Annotated in this window: 26 protein-coding genes; 1 reads left to right on the forward strand and 25 read right to left on the reverse strand. The window is 71.4% G+C overall.

What is annotated here, in order from left to right; genetic code table 11:
• Nucleotides 1-22 precede the first annotated feature (22 nt).
• The 25 genes from OG599_RS35175 to OG599_RS35295 form a co-directional block, all read right to left on the reverse strand.
• Complete coding sequence (locus OG599_RS35175; protein ID WP_327180460.1) at nt 23-1,264, reverse strand: phage major capsid protein; 1,242 nt, start codon at nt 1,262-1,264, stop codon at nt 23-25.
• An 80-nt stretch (nt 1,265-1,344) separates the two neighbouring features.
• Complete coding sequence (locus tag OG599_RS35180; protein ID WP_327180412.1) at nt 1,345-2,034, reverse strand: HK97 family phage prohead protease; 690 nt, start codon at nt 2,032-2,034, stop codon at nt 1,345-1,347.
• Nucleotides 2,035-2,049: 15 nt separating this feature from the next.
• Nucleotides 2,050-3,222, reverse strand: coding sequence for a phage portal protein (locus tag OG599_RS35185; RefSeq protein WP_327180413.1), 1,173 nt, complete (start codon nt 3,220-3,222; stop codon nt 2,050-2,052).
• 10 nt (nt 3,223-3,232) lie between these two features.
• Nucleotides 3,233-4,795 (reverse strand): terminase large subunit domain-containing protein, encoded by a 1,563-nt coding sequence (locus OG599_RS35190; RefSeq protein ID WP_327180414.1) that lies wholly within the window; start codon nt 4,793-4,795, stop codon nt 3,233-3,235.
• Nucleotides 4,755-5,012, reverse strand: coding sequence for a hypothetical protein (locus OG599_RS35195; RefSeq protein ID WP_327180415.1), 258 nt, complete (start codon nt 5,010-5,012; stop codon nt 4,755-4,757). The genes OG599_RS35190 and OG599_RS35195 overlap by 41 nt, the downstream gene beginning before the upstream one ends.
• Nucleotides 5,013-5,160: 148 nt before the next feature.
• Nucleotides 5,161-5,442 (reverse strand): HNH endonuclease, encoded by a 282-nt coding sequence (locus tag OG599_RS35200; protein ID WP_327180416.1) that lies wholly within the window; start codon nt 5,440-5,442, stop codon nt 5,161-5,163.
• Nucleotides 5,443-5,513: 71 nt separating this feature from the next.
• Nucleotides 5,514-5,780: a hypothetical protein gene (locus OG599_RS35205; protein WP_327180417.1), complete on the reverse strand. Its 267-nt coding sequence runs from the start codon at nt 5,778-5,780 to the stop codon at nt 5,514-5,516.
• 176 nt (nt 5,781-5,956) lie between these two features.
• Nucleotides 5,957-6,133 carry a hypothetical protein gene (locus tag OG599_RS35210; RefSeq protein ID WP_327180418.1) on the reverse strand — a complete coding sequence of 59 codons (177 nt, stop codon included), beginning with the start codon at nt 6,131-6,133 and terminating at the stop codon, nt 5,957-5,959.
• Between the two features lie 77 nt (nt 6,134-6,210).
• Nucleotides 6,211-6,459 carry a hypothetical protein gene (locus OG599_RS35215; protein ID WP_327180419.1) on the reverse strand — a complete coding sequence of 83 codons (249 nt, stop codon included), beginning with the start codon at nt 6,457-6,459 and terminating at the stop codon, nt 6,211-6,213.
• 174 nt (nt 6,460-6,633) lie between these two features.
• On the reverse strand, nt 6,634-7,278 hold the full coding sequence (locus OG599_RS35220) for a hypothetical protein (RefSeq protein ID WP_327180420.1): 645 nt from the start codon (nt 7,276-7,278) through the stop codon (nt 6,634-6,636).
• A 2-nt stretch (nt 7,279-7,280) separates the two neighbouring features.
• Nucleotides 7,281-7,592 (reverse strand): hypothetical protein, encoded by a 312-nt coding sequence (locus OG599_RS35225; protein WP_327180421.1) that lies wholly within the window; start codon nt 7,590-7,592, stop codon nt 7,281-7,283.
• A 14-nt stretch (nt 7,593-7,606) separates the two neighbouring features.
• Nucleotides 7,607-7,771: a hypothetical protein gene (locus OG599_RS35230; RefSeq protein ID WP_327180422.1), complete on the reverse strand. Its 165-nt coding sequence runs from the start codon at nt 7,769-7,771 to the stop codon at nt 7,607-7,609.
• Complete coding sequence (locus tag OG599_RS35235; protein WP_327180423.1) at nt 7,768-8,790, reverse strand: hypothetical protein; 1,023 nt, start codon at nt 8,788-8,790, stop codon at nt 7,768-7,770. The genes OG599_RS35230 and OG599_RS35235 overlap by 4 nt, the downstream gene beginning before the upstream one ends.
• A complete protein-coding gene (locus tag OG599_RS35240) occupies nt 8,787-9,002 on the reverse strand; it encodes a hypothetical protein (protein WP_327180424.1) in 216 nt (71 codons plus the stop codon). The genes OG599_RS35235 and OG599_RS35240 overlap by 4 nt, the downstream gene beginning before the upstream one ends.
• On the reverse strand, nt 8,999-9,292 hold the full coding sequence (locus OG599_RS35245; protein WP_327180425.1) for a hypothetical protein: 294 nt from the start codon (nt 9,290-9,292) through the stop codon (nt 8,999-9,001). Before OG599_RS35245 ends, OG599_RS35240 begins: the two co-directional genes overlap by 4 nt.
• Entirely contained in the window at nt 9,292-9,618 is a 327-nt protein-coding gene (locus tag OG599_RS35250) for a hypothetical protein (protein ID WP_327180426.1), read from the reverse strand. The genes OG599_RS35245 and OG599_RS35250 overlap by 1 nt, the downstream gene beginning before the upstream one ends.
• A gap of 415 nt (nt 9,619-10,033) precedes the next feature.
• Nucleotides 10,034-10,675, reverse strand: coding sequence for a hypothetical protein (locus tag OG599_RS35255; protein ID WP_327180427.1), 642 nt, complete (start codon nt 10,673-10,675; stop codon nt 10,034-10,036).
• 91 nt (nt 10,676-10,766) lie between these two features.
• Complete coding sequence (locus tag OG599_RS35260; protein ID WP_327180428.1) at nt 10,767-11,042, reverse strand: hypothetical protein; 276 nt, start codon at nt 11,040-11,042, stop codon at nt 10,767-10,769.
• Complete coding sequence (locus OG599_RS35265) at nt 11,039-11,467, reverse strand: hypothetical protein (RefSeq protein ID WP_327180429.1); 429 nt, start codon at nt 11,465-11,467, stop codon at nt 11,039-11,041. The genes OG599_RS35260 and OG599_RS35265 overlap by 4 nt, the downstream gene beginning before the upstream one ends.
• A gap of 86 nt (nt 11,468-11,553) precedes the next feature.
• Nucleotides 11,554-11,901, reverse strand: coding sequence for a zinc finger domain-containing protein (locus OG599_RS35270; protein ID WP_327180430.1), 348 nt, complete (start codon nt 11,899-11,901; stop codon nt 11,554-11,556).
• An 18-nt stretch (nt 11,902-11,919) separates the two neighbouring features.
• Nucleotides 11,920-13,545, reverse strand: coding sequence for a DEAD/DEAH box helicase (locus tag OG599_RS35275; protein ID WP_327180431.1), 1,626 nt, complete (start codon nt 13,543-13,545; stop codon nt 11,920-11,922).
• Between the two features lie 353 nt (nt 13,546-13,898).
• On the reverse strand, nt 13,899-16,541 hold the full coding sequence (locus OG599_RS35280; RefSeq protein WP_327180432.1) for a bifunctional DNA primase/polymerase: 2,643 nt from the start codon (nt 16,539-16,541) through the stop codon (nt 13,899-13,901).
• Entirely contained in the window at nt 16,538-16,843 is a 306-nt protein-coding gene (locus OG599_RS35285; protein WP_327180433.1) for a hypothetical protein, read from the reverse strand. The genes OG599_RS35280 and OG599_RS35285 overlap by 4 nt, the downstream gene beginning before the upstream one ends.
• Nucleotides 16,840-17,142, reverse strand: coding sequence for a helix-turn-helix transcriptional regulator (locus tag OG599_RS35290; protein WP_327180434.1), 303 nt, complete (start codon nt 17,140-17,142; stop codon nt 16,840-16,842). The genes OG599_RS35285 and OG599_RS35290 overlap by 4 nt, the downstream gene beginning before the upstream one ends.
• Nucleotides 17,139-17,432 (reverse strand): hypothetical protein, encoded by a 294-nt coding sequence (locus OG599_RS35295; RefSeq protein ID WP_327180435.1) that lies wholly within the window; start codon nt 17,430-17,432, stop codon nt 17,139-17,141. Before OG599_RS35295 ends, OG599_RS35290 begins: the two co-directional genes overlap by 4 nt.
• 255 nt (nt 17,433-17,687) lie before the next feature.
• Between OG599_RS35295 and OG599_RS35300 the strand changes: the two genes are divergently transcribed.
• The gene (locus tag OG599_RS35300) at nt 17,688-18,089 is read left to right on the forward strand and encodes an XRE family transcriptional regulator (RefSeq protein ID WP_327180436.1); all 402 of its coding nucleotides are present in this window, start codon (nt 17,688-17,690) and stop codon (nt 18,087-18,089) included.
• Nucleotides 18,090-18,094 lie beyond the last annotated feature (5 nt).

Raw genomic sequence — 18,094 nt, forward strand, 5'->3', positions numbered from 1 at the left:
GTCGGGACCCGCCCAAGGGGTGTCAGCTCGCGCCGCCGGCGAAGTACTTGATGGCGCCGGTGGTGTCGACCTGGTCGCCGTCGCCGCGCAGGATCGCGCGGTAGGTGATGAGGTCGGTGTTGAAGGCGTAGTCGTCGGACCGCTCGAAGCGGAGCGCCTCGACCTGGCGGACGAAGTACGTGGAGAAGTCGCCGAACAGGACGCTCTTCGCGCCGAGCGCGGTGGCGGGCATGTTCGGGTCGGTGAGCAGCGGCTTGCCCAGGATCGTGTCCGGGGTCCCGGCCTGGATCGACGGCTGCCACAGGTACTGGCCCTGGAGGTCCTTCAGCTTGCGGACCGCGGCGACGGTGGAGTCCCGCATCATCCAGCCCACCGACGACCCGCCCCGGTACGGGGAGATGACCGAGTACATGAGGTCGATCAGGTTGTCGGCGTTCGGTGCCCCGACGACACCGGTCGCGCCGGTCGTGCCGAGGGTCGCCGCGGTGAGAACGCCGTTCGGCTGGGACGACCCGGTGCCGGTGACGAGGTGCGCGCCGAAACCGTTGCCGAGGGCCCGGCCGGCCTGCATGGCGAGGTAGCCGAGGAGGTCCACCGCCGTGTCATTGGCCAGCTCGTGGGAGACCTGGAGGAGGAACCCGTACTTGTACGCGTCCAGGGACACCTGGCCGAACGCCGGCTCGTTCGCGGTGAGCGGGCCGGCCTCGGCCACGATGCCCGCGTTCGCCGAGTGCGCGGTCGTCTTCGGGATCTGGAGCTGCTCGCCGGTCGCGGTGCGCAGCACGGTCGGCCCTGCGGCGAGGACGCCGGACACCTCGATCATGTGCTGGACCAGCCGGTTGTAGAAGCTGATCGGGACGGTGTTCGCGCCAGCCGCCGCGGTGAGCTTCGACAGCGTCCGGGCGTCCAGCGGCGCGGTGCTGTCCGGGCGCACGTCGAGCGACCGGGAACCGGACTGCCCGGTCAGCCAGCCGCGGACCCGCTCGACCTCGGCGCGCTCCGCGCCCTGCCGGGCCTCGGGCGCCGTCTCCTTCTCCAGCAGCGACCGGAACGCGGCGTCCGCGTCGGCGGTGCGCTGCTCGGCGTCGAGGAGCTCCTTGACCCGGGCGTCGATCTGGTCGATCTCGGTGTTGAGTCGCTGCCAGGTCTGCTCTTCCTCGCCCGCGAGGTCCTGGCCCCGGGCCTCGGCCGCGTCGAGGAGCGCCTTCGACTGCTCCCACAGGGAGTTGCGGCGCTCCTGGATCTGCTTGATGAACTGGGACATGTGCCCTCCTCGGGCATGACGACGTCGCCCTGCGGCCGGTCGGCCGGGGCGTGGGGTGGTGAGGTGGGTGTCGCCCTGCCTCAGAAGGTGCGGCGCCGCATGAGCTCGGCGCGCCGCTGCCGTAGCGCCAGCGGCGGGTGGGTGTCGCCCTGCCCGCCGGGTGCCAAGTCGATGGTGGTGGTGGCCTTCGGGCGGGCCAGGAACCGGGCCAGGTCGCCCGTGTCGGCGGCGGCCCGAACCTCGGCCAGGTCCGCGCCTGCCTTCTCGGCCAGCGACCGGAGACCGGTGGACGTGTCCATGTACGCCGGGGTGTTGACCGGGGCGACGTCGACGAGGGCACCGGACAGCAGGGTCCGCAGCGGGAAGCCGTCCTCGGTCTGGCCCCAGTCGTCGGAGAACGTGCGGAACGCGAACGAGCTGCGGCGGACGTCGCCGCGCTGGACCAGCTCCATCACGTCCTCGCGTGACGCTGGTACGTCGGCCACGTAGTCGAGGCCGGTGCCGTCCACCAGGAGGCGCAGCGTCCCCGCCTCGGTGGTGCCGAGCAGCCGGTTGTCGTCGTGGTTGTAGCGGGCCATCACGTCCGGCCAGCCGTCCCCCTCCGACTTCGAGAAGAAGCTGGGGTCGATCCGCTCGACGAAGCCGCCGAGATTCTGGGACAGGCGGTTGAACTTCGCGGCGTACCCGCCGATCCGGCGCCCGCCGTCGCCCTCGTCACCGGCGCGGACCTCGACCAGGCCGCGCGTGAAGCGGCGCTCTGCGTCGCCCATGAAGACCTCCAGGTCTCAGGAGTCCGCGGCCGGCGGCGCCGGTGCGGTCGAGCCGATGGTGTAGACGTCGCCGCCCGCACCCGGCGGGAGCGGCGCCAGGTTCTCCTTCGCACGCACGCCGTCGCGGTTCTGCCAGCCCTGCGCAAGCGACATGCCGTGCGCGGCGTACCGGTCGAGGACGGACGTGCGGAGCATCGCGTCCAGGTTGAACCGGACGAACTCCCGGCCAGGCATGAGCCTGGTGAACGCCGACTCCAGGCGGACGAGCCACGGGCGCAGCGTGGAGTTGATCAGGTCGAGGGAGTTCATCTCTACGGTGGAGTACGTCAGGCTGCTGCCGGTGTCGCCGCCGATCCGCTCGGGCGGCACACCGTAGATCGCCGCGATCTGGCTGGCGTTGAGCCGCATCGACTCGATGAACTGCGACTCCTCCGGGCTGACGGACAGCGCGGTGAAGTCCCAGTCCGAGCCGATCACCAGCGGCTTCCGGGACCGCATCCGTCCAGACAGCCGGTCGGAGATCTCCTCGGCCTCATCCGGGCCGATCGTCTTGCCGCCGTTCTTCAGCACGGCCGGCGGCGTGCCCCCGTTCTGGAACCAGCTGCGGCCGTACTCGGTGACGCTGAGCCCGGCGCCGATCGTCTGCGCGAACAGGCCCACTGGTGAGAGGCCGACGACGTGGCCGGGCAGGACCACCCACGGGATGTGGACGATGTCGGCGCGGTCGACGTACCGGCCCTGCCAGTAGTAGACCGGGAGCACCGGGTTCAGTTCGTCCACCCAGACGTCGTCCGGGTTCAGCCACTCGATCATCGTGGGGAACCCGAGCGGGTCCCGCTGAGTGATCAGCCCGTAGGCGTTGCCCCGGAGCGCGAGGCTGAGCACGCACTTGTGCAGCCAGGTGAACAGGTCGCCCGCCGCGTCCGGCGCCCAGAAGAGCGCGGGCACGTAGCTCACCGGCTGCCGGTCCGCGCCGTCTCGGCGGAACAGCTGGAGCGGCAGCGCGGCCACGTTGTCGGCGAGGATGCGCACCGCTGCGAAGACCGGCACCAGCGTGAGCGCCGACGTCGTCGACACAGCAGGCTGCGACCCGCCACCCGACCCCCACGGCAGGGACGTGATCGCCCGTACCGTGGCCTGCCCGACCCGGCGGAACGGCGCCGCGAGAGCACGTGTCCAACGGGGCATGGGCACCTCCTCACATGACGCTGTTCATCACGTCGTAGTCGTCGAGCACCAACGGCCCCCGGGTGAGCAGCGCCCACCGAGCGATCGTCACCGCGAAGAACGGCGAGACGTCCGTCAGGCTCTTCGTGCGGTCGAGGGTCCAGGCGTCACCGACCCGCCGGGTCCGGGCCCCGTTCACCGCGGCGGTCAGCGGCGCCTGGTCGCGGTGGCGTACCGCGTCCTGCGTCATCGCGTCGGCCATCTGCCCGCACGCTTCGACGATGTCGTTCGTCCGCAGGACGGCCAGGTGCCCGCGGTGCGGACGCTCCTTATCCTCCGGGGCGGTGAGCCCTGCCTTCACCAGGTCGTCGATCAGCGACCCGGCCGGGGCGCCGCTGCTCGCGATGGCCACCAGCAGCGGATCGCGCGCCGCCTTCAGCCGGACCAGCGCGGGCACTACCCACGCCGTCCCGGCCCGCCGGTCCACCAGCTCGATGTGGACCTGGCCGTCCGGCCGCCGCGACGCGACACCGATGGAGGCGTGCGACCGGTCCGCCGACACGTCGACCGCCAGCGCCACGTCACCACCCGGCATGGAGTCCGCGTCGGCGAGGCCCGGCCACGCCGCCTTCGGCACGTTCGGGTCGGTGGGCGGCGTCGGCTTCCGTGTCCGGTTCAGGTAGGCCCGGTCGAACTCGGCCGGGTCGAGCTTCTCCAGCTCGGCCGCGATGATGGCCTCGGTGACCGTGTGCCCCAGCGCGGGCAGCGTCGCCCGCCACGTCGCCGGGTCCGCCCGGTCCATGTCCTCCGGGGCGAACCACTCGAAGTACGCCGCGCGCGGCCGGGCCGCCGCCGGGTCCTCGGCGAGCGCGGCCCACATCTCCTCGATGAGCGCCCGACCGTTCGCCCGCTTCTTGTTCAGCCACACGCTCTTCGTCGTGCCGCCGGCCGACGCCCACCACAACTGGGCCATGGCCCGGGTCAGCATCGCCGGACTGAACGCCTGCTCCAGCCGGTCGTCCTCGTGGGCGAACGCCTCGTCGATGAACCCGAGGTCGAGCGGTGGCCCGTGCCCCGCCTTCTCCGTGTTCGCCGTGATGCCCATCCGTGACCGGGTCGCCGGCCACAGGATCGCCTCGTTGCCGTTGCTCTTCCGGATCCGGGCCCGCTTCGCCAGCGGGGACCCGGCGATCTTCTCCCAGAACTCGTCCTCCCAGCGCTGCCGGGCCATGCCCCGCGTCTGCGCCGCGTAGATGATGTTCTGCCTCGGCCACGCCAGCGCCCGGTGCACCTGCGCACCGAGGCACAGTTCCGTCTTGCCCTGCTGCCGGGACACCGACAGCCCAACCTCCCGGTGAGCGAACAGGCCGGTCGCCGGGTCCAGCTCCAAGGCCACGTCCGTCACGTACTTCTGCCACGGCATCGGCGGGGCGCCGAGTAGCTCCATCACCCGCCACAGCTTCGGGCCGAGCGACGGACGGTCCGGGTGACGCGGCGTCCCCCAGCGCGGCGGGCACGTCAGCCCGTACCGCTCCTCCAGGTCGGCGGCGAAGCTACTCGGGGGAGCCCAGGTCTCCGAGGTCGTCGTCGTCATCCGTCGCCCGCCCCTCCAGCAGCTGCGCGAGCGTCTGCCGCAGCTCGCGGTTCAGCTGCGGCAGGAGCTTGCCGTCCTCCCCACCGCCGGCGTCGATCTCGCGGGCCAGGGTGTACGCCATCTCCGACAGGGACGGCTCGATGCGGACCAGGTCGCCGAGCTGCTCCACGTCGGAGCGCACGGCCCGTTCGACCGGCCCGGCCGGCGGTGTCGCCATCACGCCTCCAAGGGCATCAGTGCAGGTCAGCGGCTCGCGACCATGATCACCCCGTGGTGATCGACCCGGGGAGAGAAAAATAAAAGCTGGGCGCGGGGCTGGGAAGATGATCTTCCAAAAAAGTCGGCCCGGATCTGAGCCGGAACGATCAAGATCCGTACCAATCTCGGGACGTATTCAGCCCCTTGACCTGCACGTTTGCGCCCTTGCTGCCGTTGCAGTTGCGCCCGCAGGTGGGGCAGCGGCGCACGCCGTGCGCGGGCGCCCAGTTGTCCTGGTCGCTCGGGTCGGCGCCGGCCGCGACCGGGCGGACGTGGTCGACGACGTCGGCCCCGGCGTGGCCGCAGAGGTGGCACACGTCGTTCGCGGCGAGGAAGGCGGCGCGGGCCTTGCGGTAGTCGTAGCTGGTGAGGTCGGCGCGGCCGGCCACGGCCACCACCTCCAGGACGCGCGAAGGCCCGGCCGCAACGGGGGGTGCGACCGGGCCGGTTGGTGGGGCGCCTACTGGTTGCGCCGGCGAAACATGCAGACGAGGGCGACGCGTTCACCAGTGAGGGCCTTCCCCTCGGCGGCGGCCATGTGCTGGAGGACCCAGCCCGCTTGCTCGACGGCCTGGATCTGGTCGGCCATGCCGGTCATGGGCGCGGTGGCCTTGCTGTTGGTGTTCGCCTCGATGAACTTGTAGACGAGGATGTAGTCGCCGTTGGCGTATGCCTTGCGCGCGTGGTCGCCCGCGACCTGCGCCTTGGCGTCGTTGATGAAGCCCATGGTCCCCCCACGGTTGGTCTGTCCACGGATCGTGCCACGGAGCGCCCGCGCGCGCGTGTGGAATGGGGAGCTTGGTCGGTGGGGACGCCGGATACGACGAAGGCCCACCGGATGGGCGGGCCTGGCGTCCGGGCATGCCGGACCTGGGGTGAGTGTGACATCCCGGTTTGTGCTGGTCAAGCAGCTTCGGCGAGCAGTGGCTTGATGAGTTGGTTCAGGTCGACGAGCGCGCGGCCGGCGCGGTCGTAGCCGTAGTGGACAAGGGTGCCTCGGCTCAACCGCTTCCGGAGCGCGCGGACATCGATCCCGGTGGCCGTGGCTGCGGCGTACAGGTCGACGAGAACAGGCTGCATGCTGCCCATTCTCCTCCACGACGGTGCCCCACCGCCGGGGGATAGTGGCGGTGGGGCATCAGGCGGCGGGCGCGCGGCTACAGGTCGAAGCGGTCGGCCCCGTCCGGGCCGGTCTCCAGGGTGCCGAGGGCCTGGGTGTCGTCGGTGTACGGCCACACCCAGCAGGTGCGGGCCCCGGTGTAGTAGGAGTGTTCGCCGCGGTTGCGCTCCACCAGTTCGGCGGCGAGCTCGGCGGCGACCGGGTCGGGATCGACGGTGGTGATGCCGACGCTCATGCGGTGCCCGGTGTCGGCGGCGAGGATCAGGTAGGCGTACAGCATGGTCATCGTCCGTTCTGCGTGGTGGTGCGGGCGGCCTTCTCGTCGGCGCGGGCCTGCTTCGAGGCTTCGTTCTTCCGCTTGAGCTCGTCGAGCGACATGGTCTTGGGGAGTGCCATGGGTGCGGGTCCTGTCTCGCGGGTGGACGGCGGTCGGGGCTCTACAGCCCCCTCTACGGGTGGTCTACGCGGGGTCTTCGGCCCCTTCTGGATCGGCCTGACCTGCGTCTACGGCCTCGGAAGGGGGGTCTACGGGTGTGGGGGAGAGGAGGGCTGCGACGTCCTCGGCCTTGATGCCGCTGCGGCCGGTCTCGGTGGTGCTGACGCGGACGCTGCGGTGGATGGTGAGCCCGCACTGGATGAGGACGGCGCGGAGTCGGGCGTCGTCGAGGTGGGCGGCGGCGGGGCGGGCTTGGAAGGCGTCGTAGACCTCGCGGACGAACACGGCGGGCCGGTCTCCGATGAGGTGTTGTACGCCGAGGAGGACTCGGCGTCGGTGCTCTTCTTCGGTGATGGGGCGGGGGCGGCCGGCGCGCCAGGCGCTGACGGCGTAGGCGCCAGCGGCGACGGCGAGGAGCTGGGGCTGTTCGTGGGCGGTGCGCCATGCGGTGAGGGCGGCGAGGCCGAGTCCGGCGGCCCGCGCGGTGACGGTGCGGCCTCGGGCGGGGTGGTCGGTGGCGACGGTCCAGGCCCGGAGCCGGGCCCACTGGGCGAGGTGGCCGCGGGCGAGGCGTCGGGGGTGGATGCGTTGGGCTGCCCACCGGGGCCGCCCGCTCCCGAACTCGGGGACGGGCGCCAGTTCGAGGGTGTCGGCCTCGGACTCGGCCACGGTCAGGCGTTGCCGGCGAACGTGGCGACCATCTGGGCGATGGAGGCGAAGAGCTGGGCGACCATGGTGCCGATCTGGGTTCCGGAGAGGGAGAGGCCGAGGCCGATGCAGATGATGGCGGGCGGCAGGTGGAGCTTCTTGTTCTTGTCGCCGTGCTTGAACATCCACCAGGCGACGCCACCGAGGCCGATGATCAGCAGGACGCTGATGGGGACGGACCCGCCCGCGGTGACGGCGGCCGGGGTGGCGGCGGGTGCGGCGATGGTGTGCTGGCCGGCGGTGTTGATGGCGGCGAGGAGCGCGGTGTTCATCATGGCGTGGTGGTCCTTCAGTACGAGAGGCCGACGAGGGCGGTGATGAGGAGGAGCGCGGCGAGGAGCGCGCGGGTGACCAGGCGGTGGGCGCGGGATCCGCGCGGGAGGACCTGGCGGAGGGCGGCGCCGCCGAGGGCGACGAAGAGGCCGTAGAACCCGAGCCCGTAGTACGTGATCATGCGTATCCGCCTTCCATCGGGCGGTCGCTGCCGTCGGTCTGCTGGTCCTTTTGGGCGCGGTGCCGGACGGTCCTGACGTAGTCGGGCTTCACGTCGAGGCGGTTGATACGCCTGACACGGTCGACGACGTCCTTGGGGGTGAAGCCTTCGGGTCCGAGGGCAGTGAGCGCGTCGAGGACGGCCTGTTTCTTGGTCAGCGCAGGCGGGCTGACCTGGGGCGTATCACCCGTATCAGCGGGCGTATCAGACTCCGTGTCATCCGTGTCATCGCGGTCGACGGTGATGCGCTCCGGCTGGTCGTGGAGCACCAGGGCGACCTGTACCGCGTCCACGACGACGCCATAGGTGATGAGGAGCGAGGCGAGTTCGCCCGGGGGCATATCAGGCTGCGCATCATGTGCGACACGGATCGCGTCGGCCGGGTCCATCTCGGCGAAGCGCTGGCGGAGTACCTCGGTGGCCGAGTGCCGGGCGGGCGGCGCGGCCGGCGCCGGGGCGGCCGTCTCGGGCTCGGCCATGATGTGCGCGATGGCGCGGGACCGGACGGTCTTCCCAGCGAGGTGGGGCGCGAGGGCCCAGGCCCAGCCGCCGAACGCGGGGAGCCGGTACGGCTGCTCGGCACCGCGTTCGGCCCGCGCGGCGGCCCGCGGCCCGGCCCAGGACAGCTCGGAGAGCAGCAGCAGGCCGATGGTCGGGATGGCGAAGAGGAGCGCGGCAGGGAGGCCGCCGTCGATCAGGTCCGCGTGGAACTGGTTGAGGTAGACGCTGACCCCGGCCATGCCGAACGCGGTGAGCCGGGCGCCGAACGCGGACCGGCCGGTGGCGGACGCCTCGGACGCGAGGTGGAGGGCCGCGTAGGCGATCCCGTCGAAGACGGCGAAGACGGCGACCGCGATCGGCTTCGGTGCGTCGTAGTGGCGGGCCACCGCGTACAGCGACCAGCCGGTCGTGGCGAGCGCGGCCAGGGACACGAGCGCCTTGGCGAGGCGCGGTCCGGAGCCGGGAGTAGAGAGATTCATCGGCCGGCCTCCTTGTCGAGGGCGGCGACGAGGGCGCGAAGAGACATCTCCAGGCCGACGGCGGCGCCGATCATGGCCGAGTGGTCGTGGACGTTGGCCGAGGAGTGCTTGTCGAGCGCCTTGCGTGCGAGGTCGAGAGCGTCGGCGGTCCGCAGGGTCACGCCCAGGTCGTCGACGGCCGGGTCGTACAGCGGCAGGTGCGAGGTGCTCATCGCATCCCCCTGACGACCGCGAGGAGGCGCAGCGAGTACGTGTCGGGGGTCTCGCCGTCGTGGATGGACGGGAGGGCGCGGGCCGCGGTCTCGCAGACCTGGGTGGCGACGACGTCGGGCAGCTGGTCGGTGATGACGAGCGAGGCGCCGTAGAGGTAGGCGTCGAGGGCGTCGAGGGTGAGGGGCTGGTGCGGGTCCTCGGAGAGGAGTGCCGAGGCGACCGCGGTGAGGATCATCTGCGAGTGGGACGGGCCGGTGGGGAGCTGGTGCAGCTCGGTGTCGATGCTCATCAGGCCACCGCCAGCTGACGCCGTCGCGCGGCCTGCTTGGGGCAGGTGCACGTCCAGTCGCCGCAGAGGGGGCAGGCGTCGTCCGCGTCGTCGTCGAACGTCTGCTGCGACGGGACGACGAGGGGCACGACCCCGGTGCAGGTGCACTCCTCGAAGGGGAGGCGGCAGACGGTGCAGCGGCGAATGATGGTGCCGGTGATCCCGTCAACGGTGCGCACGGTGGTGATCGTGCGCCCGGCGGTGGCCCGGGTGAGGATGCCGACGGCGAGAATCTGCCGGTCGGGCGGGGTGCTGCTCTGGGCAGCGGGCATGGCACGATGAGCCATAGCCGTCTCCTTGGGTTGATCAAGGTGGGCGGTAGGAGCCGGTCGCGTTGACGCGCGGCCGGTGTCCCGGGTAGCAGCCCCTCAGCTCGGCGGTGCAGTCGCCGGATGCTGGGGGGTCTACTTGTCTCTGTTCGGTTGTTCTTCAGTGAGCGCGTCCGACGGTGCAGTCGCCGGTCCGTACTCGTTGATCGCTCTTCTTACGGCGCGGACGTCGATCCCGATGTCTCGGGCGACAGCCGACTTGGAGCCGAGCTCTCCCACTCCGTCCGCGAACGCTTCCGCTCGCCGCCGGGAACTGGCAGTCATCTCGTCTCGCAGGTAGCGCTGCCGCCGATTCTCAGCTTCAACGCGCTCGCGCCAGCTGGTTACTGGCACACCATCACCATACTGGGACGGCATGTCCTAGGGCAAGTCCCTACGCCGCATCCGCGTCGATGAGCACCTTCAGTCCGGGCCACATGGCTGGCGGGTACGAGGTGCGGCACCACGAGCACGTCACCACCCGCTCGCCCGGGGCAAGCCGGAGCACCGTTCCGCACACCCCGCCGTCCTCGAACTCCGCCGGGCAGTTGCCGAGGCGCCGGCCGAGCACCCGGTCGACCGCCGGGGCGACGATCGAGCGGACGTCGTCGACCAGGGCGCGGATCTCCCGTGCGAGGTCGCCAGCCTGCGGCCAGGTGCTCGCGATGTACGGCATGTGTCCGAGGAGCCCGGACGCGGCGGTGGCCAGCCTCCCGTCGACGGAGCCTTCGTGGACGAGCGGGCTCATCCCTCGGTCGGTGCGAACGGCGGTCTCCCAGTCCTCCAGTACGCCAACAGCCCCGCCCGGACCCCGGAGGTCCAACACCCGCTCGTTCACGGGCAGCGGAGCATGCACCGGGGCGCTCCCGCGTCCCAGACCGGCGGGCGTGCTGCTCGGCGCCAAGTACGGGGCGAGCGCCGCGTACAGGGTTGGCAGGGACTCCAGGCGGACCCGGAGGTCACGCGTGCACCTGGGGCAGAGCTGGCCACCGAGGGCGTCGCGGTCGGTGCAGTGGAGGCAGAGGGTGACGGTCACGGCGGGCTCCAGGATCGTGCGGTGGGACGGTGTGGTGGTGGGCGCCGGCCGGGACGAAGCGCGGATCGTCCCGGCCGGTGGGGTGGTGGTGCTACAGGCGGCGGAGGTAGGTGCAGCGCGCGCAGACCGGCGACGCGCACAGGTCGGCGCGCCCGTTCTCGCGCCGCCAGATGTCGCACCCGGGCGCGGCCTCAGGGACCGAGTCCGGCGCGCGCTCACCGGAGAGGGCGCGGACCGTGGCCTCAGCGCGCGCCGCCCGCTCGCCCAGCGCGGCAATCCCCGCGGTCAGCTGGTCGTGCTCCGCGTCGAGGGCGACACCGCGGCGGGCCCGGTCGGCGAGGTGCAGCAGCTGCTCGGTGGTGGTCATCGGGCCACCGCCTTGTCCCCGCCGAGGATCTGTCGGGCCAACGCGAGGGCGTGCTGGTCGGTCTGCCGGGTCACCCAGGCGTCGCGCTCGGCCGTGTCGGCCGGGTCGGTCCAGACGTCGGCCGCCCCGGTGACCCTCGCGTCGTGCGCCACGGCCGCCGCGTCCAGCCAGTCGGCGACGGCGAGGCCGGTCGCAGGGCCGAGGAGCGCCAGGTAGGAGTTCACGCGTTCCAGGCGGGCGGCGTAGGTCTCGATGAGAACGGACGGCGTCTCCTGGTCGTCCACGACGACGGGGCTGCGGCTGCCGAGGGTGTGACCGGTGGACCAGGTGGTGCGGTCCTCGTGGATCGCGGCGGTGGCCCGGTCGCGCAGCCGGGCGGCGGCGGCCCGGAGCGTCTCGGCGGGCGTGGTGGGCGTCTGGGTCATCGGGGTGTCTCCCTGGTGGTGTGGTGGGATGTTGGGCGGGCGGCCGGCCCGCGCGTCGCTAGCGCGCGGGGCGGCCGTACTGCGTGTCATGCGGCAGGGCGAACGCAGCGCTCGTGCGTGTGGCAGCGGCACCGGCCGCAGGCGGCGCACAGTTCGATCTCCTCGGTGTCGCAGACGCCGCACCCGCCGGTGACCTCGATCTCCACGCTGTCGACGAACACGGCGTGCGCGGCGGTCCGCGCCTGGTGGACGTCGCCCCGCCGGGGCCGGGTCCCGCCGTGGCTGGTGCACAGCGCGCCCGGGGCGGCGCCGCACGCCGGGCAGGCGACGGCGAGCTGCGGCAGGGACAGCGCGGGCGCGGTGTAGACGGCGGTCTCCTCGACGGACCGGTGGCCGAGGGCGGCCAGAGTCTGCTTCAACTGGTCGTCACGCATGTGGATCTCCTTGTTGGGTCAGGCGATTGCAGGAACGGCGCCCAGGCGGGCGAGGACAGCAGACACGCGGTGGGCGGCCTGAAGGTCACCGACCTCGCCCGCCGTCGCACCGCGCGGGACAGGAATGCCACGGCTGCGGCAGTAGCCGAGCTGCCGGGCGGTAGCGGGCTTGTTGCGCCATGGCGCCGTTTTCACGACGAAGGCGGCGGGCGCGAGCGCACGGCCAGCGCGCTCCGCCCAGTGCATTGCCTCGGCCAGCGGCATCGCCGGGTCCGGGTTCGGGGGGCGAACGCCCTCGGACTCGTCCCACCGGCGAACCCGGTACGTGCGGCCACCGGGGTCACGGACCAGATACAGGAACGTCTGCTGGCGTAGAGGGATGAACCAGGTGCCGGCCTCGGTCCGGAGCCACGCGGTGCTGGACCGACCGAACAGGTCTGTCTCCTCGAACTGGAGGTGAAGCACGGCCTGTCGGCGGGCCTCTTCGGCGCGGAACTCTTCGGCGACTTCGCGGAGCGGCCGGTCTTCGGGTACCGCGCCGATCTCCTGCGTGGTGAGGTCCACGATGGAGGCGAGCTTGTGCTGGGTGGACGCGCCCATGACGTCCAGGACCAGGGCGTCGCGCTTGCCTTCGTGGAGGCGGAGGCCGCGGCCGACCATCTGGCAGTAGAGGCCAGGGCTCTTGGTCGGCCGGGCCACGACGACGCAGGAGGTGTGCGGGGCGTCGAACCCCTCGGTGAGCACCATGCAGTTCGTGAGGACCTGCACGGCGCCGCTCTTGTACCGGGCCAGCTCGGTGGCACGCTGGTCGCGCGGCATGTCGCCCCAGATCGCGGCGGTGGTGATCCCGGCCTCGGTGAACGCGGCGGCCATGGACTGGGCGGTCGCCACGGTCGGGGTGAACACCACGCCGGGACGGTCGGCAGCGTGCTGGACGTAAGCGGCGGCGATGGTGCCAGCCGCGCCGGAGTCGTCGAGGGCCTGCCCCAGTTGTCCGTCCATCAGGTCGCCGTTGCGGGTCTTGACCTTGTCGAGGTCGAGGCCCTGAACCGTGACGCGCTTCCCGCGGACGTCGCACAGGTAGCCGTCGCCGATCATCTCCAGGATGTCGAGGGTGAAGACGACGTCCTGCCAGACGTCGCCCAAGCCGCCGTCGGAGCGGGTCATGGTCGCGGTGAACCCGGCAACGGGGATGCCGCGCCAGGCTCCGAAGTGCTCCAAGACCGTGCGGTACGTAGAGGCGGCAGCGTGGTGGCATTCGTCCACGATCACCAGGCCGATGTCCTGGATCTGCTCGCGCCGGCGCTTCACGGCCAGCGTCTGGACGGACGCCACGATCACGTCCATGACGCGGTGGTGGTTGCGCTCGGCCTTGACGATGCCGACCTTCAAGTCCGGGCAGACGGCGCGGATCTTCGCGGCGGCCTGCTCGATGAGCTCCTCTCGGTGGGCGATGACCAGCGCCCGCTTGCGGCCGAGCTGCCCGCGCATCTGGGCGATCAGGTTCGCGAACACCACGGTCTTACCGCCGCCGGTCGGCAGGACGATGGCGAGGCGGTTGTTCGGGCCAGCCCATCCGGCGGTGAGGGCCTGGATAGCGGCGGTCTGGTACGGGCGCGGGGTGAAGGCGTTCACTCGGGTCACCTCGTGAGTGCAGGGGCTTTGCAGGGACTGCAGGGAGCCGCAGGGAGGGGTGCAGGGACCTGCGGAGCGCTGGCGTGGCGCTCTGGCCTGTGGTTTTGCAGGGACGCAGGGACTTGCAGGGAGAAACTCATAGGTCTGTGCAGTGAGGGAGCCGCTGGACTTCGCATCACATGCAGAGGCATGTGTGTTGTGCGATGTGTGTGTGATGCGCGCGGTGTAAGGGATGTGGGCCCGTGTTCCTGCAACTCCCTGCCTCCCGGCAGGCGTGCAGGCCAGGGGCCGTGCAGGGAGCCGGTCAGCTCCCTGCACGGGTCCCTGCTGGGTCCCTGCGGTCCCTGCATCGCGCGGGGTCGTCACTGCCCGGCCCCGGCGCGCTCGTGCGCCTCGACGCGCCAGCGGTTCGAGCAGCGGTGCGAGTCCCACACGCGGATGATCCGGAGGTCGCCGAAGAACCGGCCGTCCCGGGCCTTGAGCCAGCCGCCCAGCACGTTCGCGCTGGGCAGCTCGCCCGTCTTCGGGTGGCGTGGCGCGTGCTCGGCCAGAGTGCTGCCCGCGGCCCCGGCCGTGATGATCTCGTCGCCGAACCGCTCACGCCAGGCGATGAGGAAGGCGGCCCACTCGGCGGTTTCGCTGTCCTGTCGCATGGCGTCGGCCCGGTCGGTCAGCCAGCCGGGGACGCCGAGGAAGTCGAGGAGGCCGGCCAGCATGCTGGCCCACTCGGAGTAGTCGCCCATGCGGGTGCGGACCGTGGGGGCCCCGGCGGCCACCCATGCCCGGACCATGGTCACCAGAGCGGCCACGACCGTGGACGCGTTTGCCCGGAGCCAGGGCCGGAGGTCGCCGACCTTGAACCCGTCGCGCTGGTCGGGGTCGGGGACGTTCGGGTTGAGGCGTACCCAGAGGGCGCGCCGCCCGTTGTCCCCGCCGGTCTGCAGCCCGTTCCCGGTGAGGATCCACAGCCGGTCGTTCGGCATGCTGACGGCCGAGCTGGCCCCGAGGACCCGGTCGCCCCATGTCTCGGTGGTCAGCAGCGCGGACAGCACCGGCGACTTGATCGTGTACCCGTTGGGCAGGTTGTCGAGGACGATGACCGGCTGGCCCGTGGTGTACAGCTGGGTCGTGATCGACTTCCTGAGCTCGGTGTCGTTCTCCGGCCACGGCGTGTCTGAGCTGCCGTAGGCGTACTTGAAGATGTCCTTCAGCAGGGTCTTCCCGGACCCGGCTGAGGTCGACGACACGATGACCATCGGGGTGGGCCCGTGGAAGTACGGGCGCAGGATCGGGGTCAGCAGCGCGCCGAGGAAGTGCGCCCGGTGGGCGAGCTTCTCCCACGGGAAGTCGGCCAGCATCTGGTGCAGCACGATGTCCTTGGCCCTGGCGAGCGAGTCCGCAGTGACCTCCGCCCGCAGGCGCCGGAGCGCGACGCGGGGGTGGAGGTACAGCCCTGTCGCCGCGTCGTACCCAGGCGCCTGGAGCAGGGAGCCATCGGCCCGGACCACAGGAGAGGTGACGATGCCCCGGAGCGGGGGCAGCGGCCAGTCCTTCCGGCCGAGGATGGTGCCGCACGTCTTCGGCATGAGGAGTTCGCGCTCCTCCTTCTCGATCTCCGTCTTCGGGTCGACGCGCACGGTGTAGCTGCTCAGCTGGTCCGCGAGGTAGGCGCGCAGGTTGTCCGTGCCCAACGTCTTCACCTCAGGGGAGCCGCTGTCGTCCTGGTGGACCCAGCACGGACCGCCGGAGCGCTTATAGAGGTCGGGCAGCTGCCCAGTCCGCATGAGGTCGAGCACTCCGTCGATGGCGTCCGCCTCGATGGTGATGTCGAGAGTCGGGCGGGCCGCCGGAACGACTTGGAGGTCCGGCGGGGTGTGGCCGTGCTCGGGAGCGGTGTCGGGGTCGAGTGCTGCGGACCCATCGCTGAATGGGCCGCCCGGCGCCGGGGCCGGAGCCAGCCGACGCCGGGCAGGTTCGGAGCCGAAGCCGCGGCGGCGGAGCTCGGCCGCCGCGGCCTTGTGGTTGCCACCGTGCTCCAGCAGCGCGTAGGCGCCGAACTTGCTGTAGGGCACCTCCGGCAGGAAGTCGGAGCTGGTGGTGAAGACGAACAGGCGGTCCGCGTCACCACGGCCGGTAGTTGCTTTCACCCCGCCCTGGCCGTCGGCCCACGCCCAGTACGTGGCGCCGCCGCGCGTGGTGACCGGCTTGAAGATCCCGGCGAGGATCTCGGACCAGTCGGCGCGGGCCTCGAAGTCGTCGCCGGGCCGCATCCCTCCGTCGGGGAGCGGCTGCAGGCGCGGCGCGGTCTTCGGCGCCTCGGGGACCGGCAGGGCGTCGACCATCCGGCACACCTCGTGGATGGCGTCCAGGACGTCACCGGCGATGGTGGGGATGGTGTCGGGCCCGCCCTCGATATGCAGGTAGGGGCGGCCGGTGGCGTGCACCGTGCCGGAGCTCGGCTCGACCAGGCCGTACCCGCCTTCGCCGCGCGTCTCGATCTGGACGCGGATGACGCGGGCGCCCGGCTTCTCGGCCAGGCGCTGCTTCTCCTCCGGGGTGTACTCCTCTGGACGAGCGAGCCGTGATGCCAGCTTGGTGTTGCCGCGCACGGGCGCGCCATCGGGGCGGACACGGAAGTGCCGGCCGCCGGACGGGGATTCGCTGGCCCACCCGGTGAGGATGGCCTGCCACTCCTGGCCGAGTCCGGAGGCCGCCATGATCTCGGTGACGTCGTCGAGGAGGCCCTCCTCGATGGCGGTGCCCTCGAACTCGATCATCTCGACGCCGCCGGACACTGCGCCGTACACGACGGCGATGCCCGCAGCGCTGCCCTCGGGGAACCACGCGTCGTGCTCAGCCGGGGTGGAGCGGGTCACCTTGTACGGGGTCCAGGAGCGGACGGCCGGGGCCTTGGTGCCGTCGGCCTTGATGGGGAGCACACACAGCCCGGCGTTGTGCAGCTCGCGGGCGGCGGCCCGCATGTCGGGAGTCTGCGCATCAGTCACTGGTGGTTCTCCTGGCGTGCGGGGCAGACAGCTCGGTGGGCTTCGGGGGCGGTGGTGTTGAAGGCTGCGACGGCTGCCGCGCCGGTGACGATCTCGCTGCGGTAGTCGCAGGGGACGCACTCGTAGCGGGCGCGGGGCGGGCGGTGCGTCTCTTTGGGGCCGCGGTCGTTGCCGAAGTCGACGAAGAGGGCGGCGACTACGTGCCGTCGGGCCGGGGCCCGGCGGCCGGGGGACGTGCCCCCGGCCGCCGAGGTGGCGCTGTACGCCTGCGGGCTGTCAGTGCCCTCTCGTACAGTGGTCATCGAGCGCTTCCGATCTGCTTCGCGGCTGTTTCGTTGTTGCGTTCGCTCGATGCCGTCAGGGCTCCACCCCTGGCGGCATCGCTGTTTCCCAGGCCGAGGAAGGCCAGGAGGTCACGCCGCCGGACTCGGTACGTGCGGCCGAGCGGGACGACGGGCACGGGGAATTCGGCCTCCTTGATGAGCCGGTAGCCGAGGTCCCGGCCGATACCGAGGGCTGCGAATGCCTGCTCGGCGGTGGCCATGGCGGGGAGCGCGAGAACCTCGTTCTCGGTCAGTGCTGCGGTGGTCTTGGCGCTCATGCCGTCACCGCCTGGCGCGCCTTGGCAGCGTCGATGAAGACGCGGCCAGCGCGCTCGCACGGGACGAAGACGACCAGGAGGTCGACGCCGATCGCGGCGGCGATGCGCTGGGCCTTCTCCCGGGCGATGAACCGCTGCGTGCCGGAGAGCAGGCCGCCAACGGTGCCGTGGGGGACAGCGGCGACCTTGGCGAGGTCGCGGGTCGTGAGCCGCGCCCCCGTTCCGGTCCGCTTCATCAGCCGCGCCAGGAGCTCACGGTCGTAGATGCGGCACATGGGTGCCTCGCTCATGTTCACCTCGCTGAGTGTGCCGTTCATTTTTCTGAACGCACCGAGCATTGCATGACCTGAACGAACTGTCCAGATAGTTGAAAATCAGGCGCGGCGTTCGGCCCTGCGCCCCGTTTGCGCCCTAGCGCATCCGTGTCATTGCCTGAACAATCCGTTCAGGTCGCACGATGGCCCCCGGTTGCGACATGGTGAGATGGGGCTGCACGCGAGTGATCACCCTGAACAGCCACGCACTGGAGCGACAGGATGAGTGTCATGATCGAGAACGGGGCGGAAGCCGACGTCGAGACGACGGAGTTCGCAGACCTGATTCGCGGACGGAGGGCGGAGTTGGGGCTGAGCCTGGCCGAATTCCAGGCGCGCAGCATCGACCCCGTGACGGGCGTTCAGGTGAAGAGCGGGTGGACGCACCGACTGGAGACCGGCGAAAGGGTGATTCCACCCCGCCTTCCACAGCTGCGGGCACTCGGGGCCGCGACCGGCCTACCCCTGGGGAAGCTCCAGGATGCGGCCAGTGCCCAGTTCTTCGGCATCGAACGTGTGTGGGCGGAGAGCGGCGAGGCGTCGGCACTCGTACGGCGGGCGAGCAGACTGACTGAGGATCAGCGGGAACAGCTGCTACGTCTGATCGACGCGTTCGCGCCCCCAGGCGAGTGAATATG

Source organism: Streptomyces sp. NBC_01335, from assembly GCF_035953295.1.
Classification (GTDB): Bacteria; Actinomycetota; Actinomycetes; order Streptomycetales; family Streptomycetaceae; genus Streptomyces.